Consider the following 18839-nt stretch of genomic DNA (forward strand, 5'->3'; position numbering starts at 1 on the left):
CTATGCGTTTCTTTGCCATGGGGATTGGATAGCATCGGGGCGGTCAAAATGCAGCATAGGTATTTTGACCGCCCCGGTGTTGTTCGGTAGCAACGGACCACAGAGCATTGAGAGCTTTGCTACCGGGTATCTATCAGCGAAAGGAGGCGAAACCGTGACCTTTTCTTTGCTCCGATTTCTGCGTACATCGATACTGCGTTCTGTGCCTAAAACAACAGGCACCGATCAGAAAGTTGTGATGGTCGTGATGCAGGGGTTTCGTGCGACGCTTGAAGATGATCGTTTTGAGTTCCTCGTTCCTCGTTTAAACGAAATTGAGGTGGCGTGGCGAGGGTTTGCTTATGAGGGAGTAGGGCTGGGGTTAACGGTATTTGACTACTTTTTGCCCTGGCGCAAGCGTATCCAGGCATTCGTGCGTGGTCCAGGAGCTCCATACGTCATCCCTATCTATATTGGTGTGGGACTGGCGTTTGGACGCATCGGTGGTCGGCGCATCGAGAGGTTTATGGCACGACTGGATCACCCGGTATTCCGCTGGATGGTGGTGGATGGCTATGGTTTCTATAAAGGTTTCTTCTCCCGGCAGCGCTTTCTGGAGGATCAAAAAGTTCCTGTACATCTTTCCAGCTATGCACGTCGCGTCTTTGACCAGGGGCTAGGAAGAAGTATCTGGTTTACTTCCGCTGAAAATGTAGCACAGGTGATTGCTACGATCGCGTCCTTTCCAGATGAACGACAGGCTGATCTTTGGAATGGTACTGGCTTTGCCTGTGCCTATGCCGGTCGTCCAATGGAATATCAAGAACTTGAACGGTTATGGGCGGCGGCGGCTCCCCACAAACCTCAGCTAGCTTTAGCTGGTGCTCTTGCAGCCAAGAGACGCCATGGCTTTGGATACATTACACCGCAGACAGAAATGGCATGCCAGGTTTTTTGTGGCCTCTCTGGAGAAACGGTGGCGCGCATTGCAAATGAGGCCCTGGAGCATATGCCAGCCGGAGATATAGCTTTGCATCATAAGCTCTGGCGTGAGCGCATTATGACACAGCTTATGGAGCTAATGCCTCAGCAAGAGCCACATGAGATTGACGTTCGATAAAGCCGGCATCAAGCATAGTTTTGTAGTCGTCTGGATGACAAAACATCCAGTCTGCCAGCCATGGAGGTATCTTTGTATTATGACCATCACATCGTCTATGCCTGGAAACATGACAGAGCACAGTGGCACAGATTGGCTCACCTCAAAGGAGTTTACGCTCCTCGAAGCGATCTGTGAGACCATGCTTCCTGCATTGGAACCGCCGGAGGGGTGCACTGAAACGGTCAGGGCATATTATCAAAGAAGTGCCCGTGATTTGCATGTAGCGCAAGCGATCGCCGAGAAGCTTGGTCAGGAAAGTCCGGCGGTACAGGCAGATATTCATCGTTTTTTATCATTGTTTTCTGCTCCACCGATTGGCCTGCTGCTGGCTGGACGTGCACGCCGTTTTATCGATCTTCCCCAGGAGCGGCGGGAACGCTACCTGATGGCGCTGGCAAACAGTCCCATTGGGCCGTTTCGTCAGGGCTACCAGGGATTGAAACGTCTCGCCGGTCTGGTCTATTTCTCGGCCATCGACGATCAGGGAACTAATCCTGGTTGGCCTGTTCTGGACTTCACTCCACCGCCGCCGCCGCCTGCCGTCGCACCGACGATTGATCCTCTGGTCATCTCAAAGGATATGACGCTGGAGGCTGATGTCGTCGTGATCGGTTCTGGTGCGGGTGGTAGCGTGGTTGCTGCCGAGCTCGCCAGGATGGGAAAGCGGGTCATTGTGTTGGAGAAAGGAGGCTATAACCACGAGGGAAACTTTAGCGGGCAAGAAGCGCAGGCGATGCCGGAACTTTTCTTGAAGCGAGGCGCACTGGCTACAAGAGATCTGGGTGTGATTATGTTGGCCGGGAGTACACTTGGCGGGGGCACTGTCGTCAACTGGATGACCTCCTTACGTACACCAGATACGGTGTTGGCAGAATGGGAGCAATGTTCTGGACTTCGCTCATGCTTCACTACTGACACATTACAGCAGAGCTTTGCCGCCGTTGAGCAGCGTATCAGCGTCAACACGGGACAGAGCCAACATAATCGCCAGAATCAACTGCTCTTTGATGGTGCAGCTGCCCTCGGTTATCAAGTAGACGTTGTTCCCCGCAATGCGATTGGTTGTGAGCAGCGCTGTGGCTCCTGCAATCTCGGCTGCCGCTATGGGTGCAGTCAGTCAACGCTGAAGACCTATTTGCAGGATGCATACAATCATGGAGCACGCATGCTGGTGCAGTGTGACGTAGAAAAAGTGCTCCTGGAACAGGGACGAGCGGTTGGTGCCAAAGCCAGTGTCTATGATGTAGAAAGTGGAAAGACACATCGCATCACGGTACGTGCAGGCACGGTGGTTGTAGCGGCTGGTGCGCTCTACTCTCCGGCTATTCTGCTTCGTTCGGGACTAGAAAATCCACATATTGGACGCCACCTGCATCTACATCCCACAGCCGTAAGTGTTGGTGTCTATCCCGAAAAGGTCTATGCCTGGCAAGGAGTATTACAGTCAGCATATTCCGACCACTTTATGCAGTTGGATAAAAACTATGGCTATGCGTTAGAGGTTGCCCCTACCCATCCTGGCCTCTTTGGGTTAGCGACACCCTGGTATTCGGCACGTGATTATCGAGATGAAATGACCAGAGTCTCCCATTTTGCCTCAGTCATCGTCCTCACCCGTGACCGAGGAGAAGGAACCGTAACCATCGATCGTTCCGGTGAACCCATCATAGACTATACGGTCTCCGCGTATGATCGTAAACATCTCTTACATGGACTTCGTCAAGGGACACGTATTCACCTCGCTGCTGGCGCGGAGCGGGTTATATCGCTCCAGAATAAACCAACCGATCTGAAACGCTCAGATCAGGAGAAGCTGCAAAGACAGCAGCTCCATAAATTTGATCGCTTGATCGCACGGCGTGGTCTAAATCCCAACCAGATTGTGATGTTCTCTGCTCATCAGATGGGGACCTGTCGTATGGGGGCCACACCTCAAAGCTCGGTCACTGACGAACACCAGCAGGTGCATGGCATTAAAGGGCTTTTTGTCTGCGATAGCAGTGTTTTTCCAAATGCATGTGGAGTGAATCCCATGCTCTCGATCATGGCCCTGGCCCATAAAGCCAGCCAGTATATCAAGCAGGAGGTGCAGTAAACAGTTTGCAGTAACGAGTGCTCCGATCCATTCTTGCTAGTTTTCTCTATCTCATAGTAAAGGAGATGATACTCATGACCATTACTGAACTCTTTGAAGCCATGCCTGAGAAATTTAACCCTTCAGCCGCCGCCGGGATCAGCAAAACGCTTCAATGGAATATTACTGGAGATGATCCAGGTGTCTGGGCCTTTCAGATCGCCGATGGGAATGGCCAGCTGATTCCAGGCGGTGTCGAAAAGCCTGACGCTACATTTACAACGACGAGTAAAATCTGGCTCGATATCGCTGAAGGAAAGTTGGACTCTACCAAAGCCTTTATGACGGGCAAGCTCAAAGTATCGGGTGATCTAACCCTGGCGATTAGAGTACCTCAATTCTTCCCGCTGTGAAGCACCCTATGCATACATGCAAGAGCTTCTCATTGATAACGTCTTAAACACATGTTTTTGAGCCCTGGGAAAGGAGCCATCCAATGAAAACCCTCGTTGTGAAGTATCTGCCTAACACAAGATCGCGCACAAAAAAAATGCTCGATGCATTTCTTGAAGAGGTCTCTGACTCGGAAATTGAGGAGCTTGATCTCTGTCGTGATGTACCCGATCTGTTTTCAATTGAAGCACTGGAAGGGTACTTCGGGCGTATTACTGGAATGATTCCAAGGGATACCCCGATTGAAGCACTGACTAAGATGGATCGCATGACGGCACAACTCAAAGCCTGCGACGTGCTCGTCCTCGCGACCCCTATCTATAATTTTTCGCTCCCTGCGACCGTAAAAGCATGGTTCGATTCCGTTATGCTGCATGGCGACACCTTCAAGCCGAATCCGCAGGGTGCATTCCTTGGCTTAATGACAGGAAAAAAAGCGCTGACTTTAATGACAGGCTTTGGTACTTATAGTAGTGGAGACGGAACGGTTGGGAGCTTGTTTGGACCTACCTATGAGCATGCCATGTCGCTTGCCAGGATTGAGTTTACGTTCATGGGATTTTCGGATATACGCGGTGTTCTGGGTGAAGGAATGAGTCCCTCAAAAAAAGAAAACGTCAAAGCTCGTATGCTGGAAGAATCCATCGAGCAGGTGCGCGCTATCGCTCGCGAATGGTACCACAAGGCTCCCACGATGAACCAACCTGAGATGGCTTCAGAGGGAGCCAGTCACTGACAACTGCATCAACGTGCCTGATAGAGGAGATGCATCTCATCCCCCTATTCTGAGGAGAAGGAGCAGATCATATCTCTCCTGGAGAGTTCCTCAGTTCTGACGGTCTCTGTTCGGGAAGCTTGATCCTATACTTAAAGCAAGAAATGCAAGCTGAAACAGACACAATCGCACACGAAAAGTTTTCTATGGAAACTGGCATTTCGACAAAGCCTGGGATGGCCATTTCGAAAGCCCCACTCTGTGAAGGGCCGGGGCAGTGTGAAAGCATGAACGTGGGATGTACCCATCGTCCTATTACAGAGTTAATGAGGAGGTTATCAATGTCACACCATCGTTTCGCTGTTCTCACCGAACAAGGTGAAAGCGGTATCAACACACCAGAATTTGAGGCTCTCTTTGCGCCTGATGTTACCTTTTATGGTCCATATCTACTCAAACAGTTGCATGATAAAAAGCTTACCCTGCGCTTCATCAACGAAGTGTATATGCGCTCTGGCGGATATCCCAAATACACGCATGAGTTTACCGATGACCAGCATACAACTCTGCTTCTATGGGAAGGGAAAATCCAGGGATCAGATGGCCGTACGTTCACACTTGAGGGCTCCACAGCCATTACCGAGGGCGAGGATGGGCTTATCCACACAGTCGTAAGTTATGTGCGACCGCTTCAGGTTGGGGCTCTCATTCTGAAAGAGATGATGATGTCGGCCGCGACTGTATTGCCCAATGAGTACTGGGAAGCCGTCAAACCAGCGGCCGTTCAGTAGCCCGGTCGCTCCAGGCTCGTTCTAGAGCATCACGTATCGTTGTCCCATTTTTATACGCGTCGTGTTACACCTGTTCAAAGGAGAATACCTATGTCATCAGAAGAGAACAAAGCACTTGCACGTCGTTGCTTAGAAATAATCAATGAAAAAAACCTTGAGGCCATTGATCAAATCTATGCCTCTACCTACATTCGCCATGATCCTGATACCCCTCAGGTTCATAGCCGTGATGATTATAGAAAATACCTGACTGGCCTTTGTGCCATCTTCCCGGATCTCAACTTTACAGTCGATGATGTCATCAATGAAGGCGATAAGGCGGTCTGCCGCTTCACTGTCCGTGGAACGCATTCCAGGGAGTGGAGGGGCTTGCCCGCAACCGGTAAACAGGTGATGATGACAGGAATTTCGGTCAGCCAGATTGCAGATGGAAAAGTGATTGAAGATTGGTTCAATTCCGATATCTTTAGTCTGGCGCTACAACTCGGTGCTATTCCGGCCCCGAAATAATCGCTGTCAGCAATGATGTTACTCGCAGATGACCGTTCCTTTGCTTACTGTTTGCATTGATCGAAAATACGCATACAGAGAGAGGATGAAAAGACATTTGTGAGAGTAGCATGGGAAGATCTGTGTTTGTCTTCCAGACGCGAATGGAGGACAAATACAGCTTCCGGATTGGTTTCAACGACAGATTTCTATAGCCAGTATGCTGGGTAGCTTGTTTTTCATAGGAGCTGCCGGTTACCAGTAGTGCGTCTCACTTACGTATTGTAGCGGTAGAACTACTGCAAGGAAGGTTTCTATGAGTGATGTCCTGAATCGTATTGCCGCGCTGCCAGCGGCAAAGCGCGCACTTCTCCTCCAGCAGTTACAAGAGCAAAGAACGTTAGCAGATACAGACGCCAGCCTCTATGATGTGGTAATTCTGGGTGGTGGCCTCTCCGGTTTGACACTTGCTCTGCAAATAAAACAGGCCCGTCCGGCCACGCGTATCATCGTTGTAGAGAAGCAACAATATCCTGTTCCCGAAGCTGCCCATAAAGTTGGCGAGTCCACAGTTGAGATTGCCGCTCGCTATCTGCGTGATGTACTCGGGTTAGAGGATCATCTCAATACACAACAATTGCGCAAGTTTGGATTGCGTATGTTCTTCAGTACCGAAGACAATCAAGATATTGCCCGACGTGTCGAACTGGGTTCAACGCTATTTCCTCCATTATCCACCTATCAGTTGGATCGAGGGCGCCTGGAAAATACACTGCGCGAAAAAATATCTGAGCAAGGCATCGAAATGCTCACGGGCAAGATTCAACAGATTACGCTTCAGCCACAGCGTAGCCATCACCAGATCCAGATCTCTGAAGACGGCAACGTTCGTGAGATTCAGGCACGCTGGATGGTTGATGCCAGTGGACGTAATACCTTGTTACAGAGGCAACTTGGTCTGACGAAGAAGGTCCAACACCATGCCAATGCTGCCTGGTTCCGCATCAATCATCCCATTGATATCAAGGAATGGACAAATGATGCAGCCTGGCATGAGCGTATCAAGACTGGAGACCGAGCGCTGAGCACAAACCATCTGATGGGTCCTGGCTACTGGGTGTGGATTATTCGTCTCGCCTCAAATTCGACCAGTGTTGGCATCGTGACCGAGGCCAACATGCATAATTTTGATGAGATGAATCTCTTTGAGCGTGCCCTCAACTGGTTGCATGAGCATGAGCCGCAATGCGCCCGAGTGATCGAAGCCCATCGAGAGGATATCCAGGATTTCCGTGTCATGAAGAACTATTCCTACAGTTGTCAGCGGGTCTTCTCCAACGATCGCTGGTGTTTGACCGGCGAAGCTGCGGTATCCCTGGATCCTTTATATTCACCGGGCAGCGATCTGATCGCGATTGCCAATGGCCTTATCTGCGATCTCGTCATCCGGTCTTTAGCTGGTGAGGATATACGTGGGAGATCTGTTGTCAGTGACAAACTATTCTTAAGTCTGACCAAAATCTGGCTAAGCATCTATGAGCAGCAATACTCATTGATGGATAACGCTCAGATTATGGTGACAAAGATTATCTGGGATACGGCTTTCTATTGGGGTGTCTTTGGATTGCTCTACTTTCACGATACATTTCGCAATATCTCTGATTATCCCGGTGTCGCAGCTAACCTATCGCGGATCGCATTGCTCAGCAACCGTGTCCAGGCATTTTATCGCGAATGGCATCGACTGGATCAACCCGAGGCCGCGGATGCCTTTGTTGATCTGTATTCGCCGCTCGATTTCATGGTCCAGCTCCATACAGGTATGGCCGCAGAATTGTCGCCATCCGCTCTGGAAGCTCAATTTTCCGCGAATGTACGCCTGTTTGAGCTCCTGGCAGGAGAGATTATCAATACGGTGATCGAGACCCATGCCGACAATCCCGAGGAGCACATCCAACGTCAACTTCAGCTCTGGCAGTCAGAGCCATATATTGTGGAGTTGCAGGCACTCTATCAGCGTGAACGCCTACAGCGCCCGCTCGATAATAGCTGGATAAGGTTGGGCAAACATGAGAAGGAGCGCGAAAAAGTTATCAGATAACGCCCATAGTAGAGCACAACGGTGGAAAGGAGCATCTTTTAATGAAAGATAATGTGGATCAAGAGAGCACTCAAGTGACACTGCAACACTATGATGTGGCAATCATTGGTGGAGGGATGGCTGGTCTAACACTGGCACGGGAACTCAAACGAGGACGCCCCGAGATCAAGATCATCGTGATTGAAAAGAGTAAACATCCGGTTGCCGAGACGGCGCATAAGGTTGGTGAGTCCACCGTAGAGGTCGCCGCTTATTATCTACGCGATGTCCTGGGACTGCAAGAGCATTTGCAAACGCAGCAGTTACGCAAGTTTGGCCTGCGTATGTTCTTTAGCACCGCAGACAATCAAGATATTACTCACCGCGTCGAGTATGGTCAGATCACCCATGCTCCGCTTCCGGCCTATCAGCTCGATCGAGGCCGCCTGGAAAATATGCTGGGCGAAGAGCTGCTCAAACAAGGGGTGCTTTTCCAGGATGATAGTAAGGTGACACAGATTGCTTTACAAGAGTCTGCTGGCATGCATCGTCTACGCGTGCAACATGCCGATCAAGAACAGCAGATCGAGGCTCGCTGGGTAGTCGATGGCAGTGGTCGTAGCTCGCTGCTGAAACGTCAGCTCGGTCTGGCCAAGAAAGTTGACCATCATGCGAATGCCGTCTGGTTTCGCCTTGACTATGCAGTGGATATTGATGCATGGTCAACGGATGAGCAATGGCACGCACGTATCAACGAGGAGGGATGCCGCTCATTAAGCACAAATCACCTGATGGGACCAGGCTACTGGGTCTGGATCATTCCCTTATCCTCTGGTTCAACCAGCATCGGCATCGTGACTGATGCCAGTATGCACAACTTCGATGAAATGAATCGCTTTGATCGTGCCCTCAGCTGGCTGCATGAGCATGAGCCTCAGTGTGCGCAGGTGGTCGAGGAGCAGAAGGACACCCTGCAAGATTTCCGCGTGATGAAGGATTACTCCTATAGCTGTGAAAAGGTCTACTCGGGTGATCGCTGGGCGCTCGTAGGAGAGGCTGCGGTCTCGGTTGATCCGCTTTACTCTTCCGGCGGCGATCTGATAGCAATTGGGAATGGCCTGACCTGCGATCTGATCAATCGCGATCTGGATGGTGAGGAGATTGCAGATCTGGCGGAAGGCCATAGTCAGATGTTCTTGATCTTTGCGGATGTCTGGTTGCTGGCCTATCAGCATCAGTATCCACTGATGAGCAATGCCAAAGTCATGGTCGCTAAAGTCATCTGGGATACGATCATCTACTGGGCATTCCCTGGACTCCTTTACTTCCATGATAAGATTCGTCGCCTTTCAGACAGTCCGATTGCTATAGCCAATCTGTATACGTGCTGGAACCTCCATAGCCGTGTGCAGGCCTTTTTCCGTGAGTGGCATGAGCTTGATCAGCCTGTCGCCACCGATACGTTCGCCGATCCATATTCGCTGCTCGATTTTCTGGTAGATCTTCATACAGGTATGGCTGCAGGTCTTCCCGACGATGAGCTCGATGCTCAGTTCGCGAGCAATGCACGCTTGCTGCAACAACTGGCAGGTCAACTCGTCAGCACAGTTATCTCTGAGCTATCTGAACGCACCGATGAGGCCGCACAGAACCAGATCCAACGTTGGAAAGAAGAACCATTCCTGGCAGAACTGCTTGAGACCTACCAGGAGGATAGCACAGTGAATCCGATCGATAGCAGCTGGATTACGCTGGGACACCAGCACCGCGAGAAACAGGAGGTCGCTGGATGAGTAACACGCAAGAAAAGCCACTATCCACCAATGAGTATGATGTCGTGATCCTGGGTGGTGGCATCTCCGGCCTGACACTGGCCTTGCAACTCAAGAAGATGCGGGCGACAGCACGGATTCTTGTGCTTGAGAAGCAGGAGCATCCTGTACCAGAAGCGGCCCATAAAGTTGGCGAGTCTACGGTGGAGATCGCTGCCCACTATCTGCGTGATGTCCTTGATCTAGGTGAGCACCTGCAAACGCAACAATTACCGAAATATGGCTTGCGCCTGTTTTTTAGCGTGGATGGTAATCAAGATATTGCACAACGTGTCGAGCTTGGTCATGCAGTACTTCCACCCCGCCCCGTCGCAACATATCAGTTAGATCGTGGGAGACTGGAAAATGTGCTCGGCGAAAAGCTACTCGGTCACGGGATTACATTTCTAGATAACTGCAAGGTACAACACGTCACGTTACAGCCAGAGCAGGAATTTCATCACCTGAGTATCCATCATGCTGGAAGGGATCAGGAGATACAAGCTCGCTGGGTGGTTGATGCGAGTGGTCGTAGTACCATGCTACAAAGACAGTTGGGACTGGCAAAGAAGGTTGATCACAATGCCAATGCTGTCTGGTTTCGTATCAGGCATGCAATTGATATCAATGAATGGTCCGATGATCTGCGGTGGCGAGGACGCATTCGCGAAGGTAGGCGGGCATTAAGCACAAATCATTTGATGGGTCCAGGCTACTGGATCTGGCTTATCCCATTATCTTCGGGCTCGACAAGCGTTGGTATCGTGACCGATGCCAGTATGCACAATTTCGATGAGATGAATCTCTTCGAGCGTGCCCTCGGTTGGCTACATGTACATGAGCCGCAATGCGCACAGGTAGTTGAGGAGCATCGAGAGATGATCCAGGATTTCCGCGTGATGAAAAATTACTCCTATAGCTGTGAGCAGGTCTTTTCTGATCAGCGCTGGTGCCTGACCGGCGAAGCAGGCGTTTCGCTGGACCCGCTTTATTCCCCTGGTGGTGATTTAATCGCGATCGCCAATGGTCTTATCTGTGACCTGCTTATGCACGCTCTCGATGGTGAGGACGTTGAAGAGCGCGCAGCGGTGCATAATCAGTTATTCCTGATCTTCACCAGTTCGTGGCTCAGCACCTACAAAGGGCAGTATCCGATCATGGGCAATGCCCAGATCATGGTCGCCAAAGTCGTCTGGGATACAGCCGTTTACTGGGCTGTCCCTGGCCTCCTCTACTTCCATGACACGTTTCGTCATGCCGTCGACAGTTCAGCCATTCTGATGAACCTCTTGCGCTTCTCAATTTTGAGTGAGCATGTGCAAAAGTTTCTCTTTGATTGGCTGGCAATTGCCCCGCGGGATGCACGAGACACGTTTATCCGCTACTACGATTTTGATTTTATGGAACGGCTCCATATCGGAATGACGGAGCAGCTGACGGATGACAAGCTCGAAGCTCAACTCATTGCAAACGTCCATTTTCTTGAGCGCCTGGCTGGAAGAATGGTGGGAACCGTTATCGATTCGTTCTCCTCTTCTTCAGCATCCGAAGCTATCCAGAAGCAGCTTCAGCAGTGGAGCGATGATACCTACCTTCAGGATTTGATCAAAAAATATCAGCTTGAAGAGGAAGCATATCCAATCAATAGTGGATGGGTCACGTTGGGACGACATACCGGAGAGCGGCAGGAGGTTACCAGGTGAAGGATCTCATACTGATAGTGTCCAGGCAGATAGTAACACATTGTATGGAGAGGTGCCATGTTTAGTGAAAAAGAACAAGAGCAGACGGTCGCTCCAGGACAGCCATTGAGCGAACCACTGGCGATTATTGGTGTTGGCTGCCATTTCCCTGGCGGTGCGACCGGCCCTGATGAGTTTTGGGATGTATTATGTACGGGAACTGATGCAACAAGAGAAGTTCCAACAGACCGCTGGGATGTACGCAAGTTTTACGATCCTAATCCGAGTAAGTCTGGCAAAATGAACACATATCGAGGTGGCTACTTAGACAGAATTGATCTGTTTGATGCCCAGTTCTTTGGCATCTCCCCGCGTGAAGCCATGTGGCTTGATCCGCAGCAGCGGCTCTTGCTACAGGTTACCTGGGAAGCTCTGGAGGATGCCGGGCAGGTTGCAGAAGCTCTTGTCGGCAGTAATACAGGCGTCTTTATGGGGGGCTTTACCCTGGATTATCAGCTCCTACAAAATTATGGCGTCTTAAGTCGGTACGAATTGCAAACACATTCGGCCACTGGCATGATGATGACCATGCTGGCAAATCGTATCTCCTATACATTCGGTTTCCAGGGACCCAGCATGGCGGTAGATACCGCCTGCTCATCCTCGTTAGTGGCGGTACATCTGGCCTGTCAGAGTATCTGGAACGGCGAGTGTTCGCTAGCTCTGGCTGGTGGTGTGAATGCCATGCTCGTGCCGACAATGACGATCGCAGAATCAAAGGGTGGCTTTCTTTCACCTGATGGCCGTTGCAAAACCTTCGATGCCGCAGCCAATGGCTATGCCCGTGGTGAAGGGGCTGGGGTCGTGATCATTAAATCGCTGGCCCGGGCTCAGCAGGATGGTGATCCCATTTATGCGACGATTCGTGGCACAGCGGTCACACAGGATGGTCATACCAACGGTATTACGGTTCCTAACCAGATTGCCCAGGAAGCCGCCATGCGTCAGGCCTACAAACGAGCCGGTATCGCTCCCAGAGATATTCAATATATCGAGGCACACGGTACAGGTACTCCCGTTGGTGATCCTATTGAGGCAACGGCCATCGGGACTGTCCTTTCAAGCGATCGCCCTGATAATGATCGCTGTGTGGTGAGTTCGGTCAAGGCCAATATTGGACACCTGGAAGCGGCGGCTGGTGTGGCTGGATTGATCAAGACAGCACTCTCTTTGCGTCATCGCCAGATTCCGCCGAATATCCAGTTTCGCAATCCAAACCCGAATATTCCTTTCGATGAGCTGAAATTACACGTCCCAACCACGCTAGAGCCATGGCCTGCGACCACTGGCCCTGCACTGGCAGGGATAAACTCATTTGGCTTTGGTGGCACCAATGCCCACGTTGTGCTACAGGAAGCACCATCAATACAGAATTTTGCAGGCCCTGAGGATCAGACAGATCACCCCTATCTGTTGCCAATTTCTGCCCGCAGCCCAGAGGCTCTGAACGCGATGGCCGAGCGTTTAAAAACCTATCTGTCCACTTCAGGGCAGTCCGCATCACTTTACGACATCGGGTATACAAGTGCATTGCGACGTAGTCATCACGATTATCGCCTCTCGCTGGTTGTGCACTCAAAAGAAGAGGCGATCGCCAGCCTGGACGCCTATCTTGCAGATACGCCGCGTGCCGGCATCTCATCGGGACGCAGTGCCCTGAATGATCGTCCCAAGACCGTCTTTGTCTGCTCAGGCATGGGTCCACAATGGTGGGCCATGGGCCGTGATCTATTGATGCATGAGCCGTTGTTTCGAGCCAGCATGGAGCGCACTGCGACCGAGTTGAGCCGCTATGTTGATTGGTCGTTGATCGATGAGCTTATGGCCGATGAGGAAAACTCCAAAATGGAGGAGACAGCCTATGCTCAGCCAGCCAATTTTGCGCTTCAGATCGCGCTGGCTGAACTATGGCGCTCCTGGGGTATTGAGCCAGATGCCATCGTTGGTCATAGCACTGGTGAGGTAGCGGCACACTATCTCGCAGGAGCCTTGAGCTTTGAAGATGCTGTACTGGTCATCTACCATCGCAGCCGCTTACAGCAGAAGACAAGTGGGCAAGGACGTATGCTGGCGGTCGGCCTGACCGCCGAAACACTCAATAAAGCAGTTGATGATGCAGGTCCTGGCGTATCGGTTGCCGCCATTAATAGTCCCAGTGCCATTACCCTGGTTGGTGAGGCGGCGGTCCTCGAAAATATGGCCTCGCAACTGGAAACCTTTCAGGTTTTCCATCGGTTCCTGGTTGGAAAAGTGCCATATCATAGCCACTTTATGGAGCCTCTACATGATGAGCTTCTTGCATCCCTGGCCAGCTTGCAACCAAATACTGCAACGATTCCACTTTATTCTACCGTGACCGGGACGCAGATTGATGGCAAAGAGGTGGACGCGCACTACTGGTGGCGCAATGTGCGTGCGACCGTCCTTTTCGCCGATGCTATGACACAGTTGATCAATGATGGCTATAAGACATTCATCGAGCTAGCTCCTCATCCAGTCCTGGCAAATTCGATCAATGAGTTGCTTGCCCAGGAAGATAAAACGGGAACAGTTGTCCCATCGTTACGAAGGCGTGAAGAAGATCGTGCCATCATTTTAGGTTCGCTGGGCAAACTCTATACGCAAGGGTACCCCATCTCCTGGCCAACATTTTATCCGCAAAAAGGTAATTTTGTGCGCCTGCCCCGTTATCCATGGCAATTAAAACGCCACTGGACGGAGTCTGTTGAGACGCGCGATGATCGCCTCTCAGGTGCGGTTCATCCACTGCTTGGGGAGAGTATGAGCCTGGCACACACAACGTGGGAAAGTGAGATCAGTACTCATCTCCTTCCCTACCTCAATGATCATCGTATCCAGGAAAATGTCTTACTCCCCGGCGCAGCATTTATTGAGATGGCGTTGGCTGCGGCGCACGAGGCTTTTGGCGCTGGCCCCTATCTGCTTGAAGATCTAATCTTCCGCAAAGCTCTCTTCCTGTCTGAAGCCTCAGACCCCAGGCTCCAGACTGTTGTAAATTCGCAGCAGGCGACCGTGGAAATTTATAGCTACACGCCAACTGGTGATGCTCGCTGGACCCTTCATACCAGCGCCCGGCTACGTCGCCAACCAGCGATTGCCAGGAATTTCCAGAAAGTACTTGAGCAGGCGCGACGCATCTGCACAACGACGCTCTCGCATGAGGAGTTTTATCAGCAGACGCAGCAGATGGGTTTCCAGTATGGCCCAAGCTTCCAGCCAATTCAAGAGGTACAAGCTGGTCCGAATATCGGTCTGGGAACGTTACAAGTGCCCGCGTCATTAGAGACAGAGATGCACAACTATGGTTTTCATCCGGCGCTCCTGGACGCTTCATTTCAGGTCTTGCTTGTCGCCAGGCCAGATGATGATAGCGCCCTACAGGGCTCCCCGACACCATATCTGCCAGTCAGCATAGATCGGCTGCATATCCTTGAACGCCCAACACAGGAGATGCAAGTTTATGCACAGATTTTACAAGCAGATACTCAACTTATCGTCGGCAACATTCAAATGCTCGATATGCAGGGCAATTTGTTAGTCGAGGTTGAGGGGTTCCGTGCCCAATCGTTAGAAACAGCGATAAGCCTCTCACCCGAGCGGCTTGATCGCTCCCTTTATGAGATTGAGTGGCAGCCTCAGGAGCGTCACATTGAGGAGGACGATAGCGATACGCAGAAGAAAAGTGTCACTGCCGCAGGTGGCTGGATTATTCTGAGCGATCGCAGTGGCTACGGCCAGGCACTCGGCCAGTATCTGGAGCAGCAGCAGCAAGCCTATGTACTTGTTGCGTCCTCCGATGCGCCACAGATGCTTCAGGATGACAATACATATGCGATCAATCCCAACCAGCCTGAGCAGTTTCAGCAATTATTCGCTGCGCTGTCCGAGCAAGGACCGTTCTCCCGCATTGTTCACCTGTGGGGCATCGATGCCACAACGGATGATGAGATAGATGTCGATACGCTGGAACAGACGCAGGAGATAGGCACACTGGCGGTTATGCATCTGACTCAGGCTCTAGCCCAGAGCGGCTGGTCTCAGATGCCGTGCCTCTGGTTAGTGACCCGCGGTGCGCAGTTCGTCGTCGAAACACAACGCGAGATTGCTATTGCACAGGCTCCTCTATGGGGACTAGGGCGTGTCATTGGTCACCAGGAGTTCTCCAATATGTGGGGCGGATTGATAGATATCGATCCATCTGGCGCACTGGAGCAGATCCCTCTCTTGTTTCAGGAAATGGCGCAACCAACTGAAGAGGATCAGATTGCCTTCCGTGCCGGTCAACGTTCAGTGGTACGTATGGTGACAAGCACTCATCTCACTCCAGCATTGCCGACTTCTTTCCGTCCGGATGGAAGCTATATTATCACTGGTGGTCTGGGCAAACTTGGTCTGCTCGTGGCTCGCTGGATGATAAATCAGGGCGCACGAAGATTGATTCTGATGGGTCGTACCTCAGTACCAGCGCGTGCCGAATGGTATCACATGACCGAAGCCCATCCACAAAAGTCACTGGTTCAGCATATTCAGGAGTTGGAAGCACTGGGTGCCACAATTCATCTTGCGGCGCTCGATGTGACGGAAAAAGATCAGCTGGCTGCATTCCTGACTGATTATAAGCGGCAGGGTTGGCCACCCATCCGTGGCGTGATCCATACGGCTGGCGTGGTTCAAGACGAGTTGCTCCTACGCATGAAGAAAGAAACATTCCAACGGGTATTGCGGCCTAAACTGCGTGGCAGCTGGCTTTTACATACATTGCTGAAAGATGCGCCACTCGATTTCTTTACGCTCTTCTCCTCGACTGGTTCGGTCATTGCATCGCTTGGTCAAGGAAACTACGCTTCCGCGAATGCATTTCTTGATGCGCTGGCTTATTATCGCCGCGCCAAAGGTCTACCGGCACTGAGTATTAGCTGGGGACCCTGGTCTGTCGGTATGGTGGAGCAGCTGAACCTGCAACAGTTCTATGCACGCCGTGGTATCAACCTGATTACGCCGGAGATCGGTATGCAGATGCTGGCACGCGTGCAGAATCAGATGCCTGCGCACCTGACAGTCATCAGTGCAAACTGGATGATCGCCCGTGAGACATCGCCTCTGGGGACGATGCCGCCGATGTTCAAGCTTTTGGGAGTGGAAGACGAGGAGACCGCGATACAAGAAAATGCCGAGGATACTTCCATCCTATCTCAGCTGGATGAAATACAGCCAGATGATCGTCAGGAATGCCTGGAAACGCATCTTCAAGGGCTTATTGGACGCGTACTTCAGCTCGATGCAGCGCAGTTCGGCAACCAGGAGTCTCTTAGTAGTCTTGGTATGGACTCTATGATGGCCGTCGAAGTCAAGCGTCGCATCGATACAAGCCTAAAAGTTGATATATCCGTGCTTGAACTGCTCCAGGGCATCAACATTACTCAGCTTGCTGCTCGCCTGTTAGAGTCGTTGCATCTCGATGGTGCCACGCCCCAAGAGGATCTTTCTCATGAAGAGATTGAGCAGTTGGTAAATGAACTGGATAGCGATGAGTTGGAGCGTATGCTCGCCGAACTGGAGCATACACAAGAACAAGAAACAAGCGTATAAGGAGGGAGTTGTGAGCCGCACATTAGGGAAAATCCTGAAACCAATCATCGGCGTGCCGCTGAAAGACGTAACATCTTTCAGCGCAGGCGATAGCTATGCCTGGCAATGCCTGGAACGCTCTGTCCTGGCCGCCATCGAAGGCTATCATGCAACACTCGACGATCACCGCTTGGCTGTCCTTATACCCCGGCTGAATACTATCGAGCCGGATCTGCGCGGCTTCGCCTATGAAGGGGCGGCCATGGGGCTCATGGGCCTGGATTGTTTTTTGCCCGGAAAGAGCCGCTTTCAAGCGTACCTGGCAGATGCTGGTGGTAACCATACCTACATGGTTCATATTGGAGCAGGTGAGGCACTGGCGCGTCTCCGCCGCAAGCCTGAGCGCTATCTCTCGCGGCTAGATCCTGTACTGGGATGGTTGGCTCTGGATGGCTACGGTTTCCACGAGGGCTTCTTTAAAAGCCGTCGTTACATTGAGGGACAGGCTTTCCCCACCCATCTCTCGCTCTATGGTCGCCGCATCTTTGACCAGGGGCTGGGACGCGCCATCTGGTTCTTAAATGGAGCCAATGTTGAACGTGTGGTAAAGGCAGTAAATGGCTTCCCTCCCGTCCGACAAGGCGATCTCTGGTGTGGTATCGGCGTGTGCAGTGCCTATGCGGGAGGCATTGTACTCACCGAGGCCGAACAATTGCAACAGGCATCAGGCCCATACGCCCCGAACCTTGCCCTGGGCGCTGCGGTGGTGGCAAAAGGACGGCAATTAGCCGGAAACCCGACGCGGCATAGTGATATGGCATGTGAAATTTTTTGTGGTATCACCAGTGACGTCGCAGCGTCTTTGACGGACAAGGCCTTTGAGGAGTTACCCATGCAGGCTGACAAGCCCGCGTTTGAGATTCTGCAACAGCGAATTTTAGCGCAGTTCGCCGATAGGTGCGCACAGAGCTATCAGGTAAAGGAGGCGACATTGTGAGTGTTTTAGGAAAGGTGCTCAGGCCTTTTTTTGGAGTCACTGAAAAGGAGGCCACTGCCTTTAGCACAGGAGATCATCAGGCGGCACAACGCCTGGCAACGGTGATTCGTCTGGTGACCAAAGGTTGTCATATGACGCTCCAAAATCCCCGTTATGAGGTCCTGGTGCCTCGTTTGGACGCGGTCGAGACCGAGTTGCGCGGCTTCGCTTATGAGGGCGCTGGCATCGGGTTGGTCGCATTGGATTGTCTGTTTCCCTGGAAGAACCGCACGCTAGATTTTCTGCATGGGCCAGGATCAGCCTATGTCTATGCGGTTCCACTCGGTGGCGGTATGGCGCTCGCACGGCTGCATCGCAATCCTGAACGTTTCCTGTCGCGTCTCGATCCATTATATGGATGGTTGGTGATCGATGGCTATGGATTTCACCAGGGATTCTTTGCGCGCAAGCGCTTTGTGGAGAAGCAAGAGGTGCCCAGGAACCTCTCACATTACGCTCGGAGCGTTTTTGATCATGGTCTAGGAAGAAGTCTCTGGTTCTCCAGTGGGACCAACGTTGAGCGTGTCTCTGCCACTATTGCATCATTCCCAGTGGCCAGGCAGGCCGATTTATGGAGTGGCGTCGGACTGGCCTGCGGCTACACGGGGGGAGCGTCCCGCTCGACGGTCGAGGCTCTCCGGCAGGCTTCTGGTCTTTATAAAACGCATCTGGCTGTGGGAGCAGCCCTGGCGACAAATGCACGCCATGGTGTTGGTAACCTCTCTCCCCATGCCGAATTAGCATCCGATGTCTTATGCGGCTTGCCCAGTGAAGAAGCCTCACGCATCGTCGATGCTGCACGCACAAATATGCCACAGGAGAGCCGGGAACCAATCTACAAGATCTGGCGACAACGCATTGCAGCATCACTCTCTTCTCCTGAAATACGTGAAGCGCATTTAGTTCAATAGGGAGGTA

At 51.7% G+C, this 18839-nt stretch carries 12 protein-coding genes; all 12 read left to right on the plus strand.

The genetic code is table 11. From position 1 onward, the window contains the following. Positions 1–154: 154 nt before the first annotated feature. The 12 genes from AC27N8_RS02605 to AC27N8_RS02660 all read left to right on the plus strand — a co-directional run bounded on the left by AC27N8_RS02605 (position 155) and on the right by AC27N8_RS02660 (position 18832). Positions 155–1099 carry a DUF1702 family protein gene (locus AC27N8_RS02605; protein ID WP_487063657.1) on the plus strand — a complete coding sequence of 315 codons (945 nt, stop codon included), beginning with the start codon at positions 155–157 and terminating at the stop codon, positions 1097–1099. Between the two features lie 79 nt (positions 1100–1178). Next, positions 1179–3236 (plus strand): GMC family oxidoreductase, encoded by a 2058-nt coding sequence (locus tag AC27N8_RS02610; RefSeq protein WP_487063659.1) that lies wholly within the window; start codon positions 1179–1181, stop codon positions 3234–3236. A gap of 74 nt (positions 3237–3310) precedes the next feature. Next, entirely contained in the window at positions 3311–3628 is a 318-nt protein-coding gene (locus tag AC27N8_RS02615; protein WP_487063661.1) for an SCP2 sterol-binding domain-containing protein, read from the plus strand. Positions 3629–3711: 83 nt separating this feature from the next. Beyond that, positions 3712–4404, plus strand: coding sequence for an NAD(P)H-dependent oxidoreductase (locus AC27N8_RS02620; protein WP_487063663.1), 693 nt, complete (start codon positions 3712–3714; stop codon positions 4402–4404). Between the two features lie 320 nt (positions 4405–4724). Next, a complete protein-coding gene (locus tag AC27N8_RS02625) occupies positions 4725–5174 on the plus strand; it encodes a hypothetical protein (RefSeq protein ID WP_487063665.1) in 450 nt (149 codons plus the stop codon). Between the two features lie 90 nt (positions 5175–5264). Then, entirely contained in the window at positions 5265–5684 is a 420-nt protein-coding gene (locus tag AC27N8_RS02630) for an ester cyclase (protein ID WP_487063667.1), read from the plus strand. Between the two features lie 295 nt (positions 5685–5979). Further along, the gene (locus AC27N8_RS02635; protein ID WP_487063669.1) at positions 5980–7764 is read left to right on the plus strand and encodes an NAD(P)/FAD-dependent oxidoreductase; all 1785 of its coding nucleotides are present in this window, start codon (positions 5980–5982) and stop codon (positions 7762–7764) included. Between the two features lie 41 nt (positions 7765–7805). Continuing rightward, positions 7806–9536 (plus strand): NAD(P)/FAD-dependent oxidoreductase, encoded by a 1731-nt coding sequence (locus tag AC27N8_RS02640; protein ID WP_487063671.1) that lies wholly within the window; start codon positions 7806–7808, stop codon positions 9534–9536. Then, positions 9533–11257, plus strand: coding sequence for an NAD(P)/FAD-dependent oxidoreductase (locus AC27N8_RS02645; protein ID WP_487063673.1), 1725 nt, complete (start codon positions 9533–9535; stop codon positions 11255–11257). Before AC27N8_RS02640 ends, AC27N8_RS02645 begins: the two co-directional genes overlap by 4 nt. 57 nt (positions 11258–11314) lie before the next feature. After that, entirely contained in the window at positions 11315–16906 is a 5592-nt protein-coding gene (locus AC27N8_RS02650; RefSeq protein WP_487063675.1) for a type I polyketide synthase, read from the plus strand. Between the two features lie 10 nt (positions 16907–16916). After that, positions 16917–17882, plus strand: coding sequence for a DUF1702 family protein (locus AC27N8_RS02655; protein ID WP_487063677.1), 966 nt, complete (start codon positions 16917–16919; stop codon positions 17880–17882). After that, complete coding sequence (locus tag AC27N8_RS02660) at positions 17879–18832, plus strand: DUF1702 family protein (RefSeq protein ID WP_487063679.1); 954 nt, start codon at positions 17879–17881, stop codon at positions 18830–18832. Before AC27N8_RS02655 ends, AC27N8_RS02660 begins: the two co-directional genes overlap by 4 nt. Positions 18833–18839 lie beyond the last annotated feature (7 nt).

The sequence above is a fragment of the Dictyobacter sp. Z7_2 genome (assembly GCF_057551105.1).

Excerpts from the sequence above, each read along its gene's own strand:
- AC27N8_RS02625 (WP_487063665.1), top strand. The coding sequence starts at position 4,725 with ATGTCACACCATCGTTTCGCTGTTCTCACCGAACAAGGTGAAAGCGGT.
- AC27N8_RS02640 (WP_487063671.1), top strand. The coding sequence starts at position 7,806 with ATGAAAGATAATGTGGATCAAGAGAGCACTCAAGTGACACTGCAACAC.
- AC27N8_RS02650 (WP_487063675.1), top strand. The coding sequence starts at position 11,315 with ATGTTTAGTGAAAAAGAACAAGAGCAGACGGTCGCTCCAGGACAGCCA.
- AC27N8_RS02615 (WP_487063661.1), top strand. The coding sequence starts at position 3,311 with ATGACCATTACTGAACTCTTTGAAGCCATGCCTGAGAAATTTAACCCT.
- AC27N8_RS02610 (WP_487063659.1), top strand. The coding sequence starts at position 1,179 with ATGACCATCACATCGTCTATGCCTGGAAACATGACAGAGCACAGTGGC.
- AC27N8_RS02630 (WP_487063667.1), top strand. The coding sequence starts at position 5,265 with ATGTCATCAGAAGAGAACAAAGCACTTGCACGTCGTTGCTTAGAAATA.
- AC27N8_RS02645 (WP_487063673.1), top strand. The coding sequence starts at position 9,533 with ATGAGTAACACGCAAGAAAAGCCACTATCCACCAATGAGTATGATGTC.
- AC27N8_RS02635 (WP_487063669.1), top strand. The coding sequence starts at position 5,980 with ATGAGTGATGTCCTGAATCGTATTGCCGCGCTGCCAGCGGCAAAGCGC.
- AC27N8_RS02620 (WP_487063663.1), top strand. The coding sequence starts at position 3,712 with ATGAAAACCCTCGTTGTGAAGTATCTGCCTAACACAAGATCGCGCACA.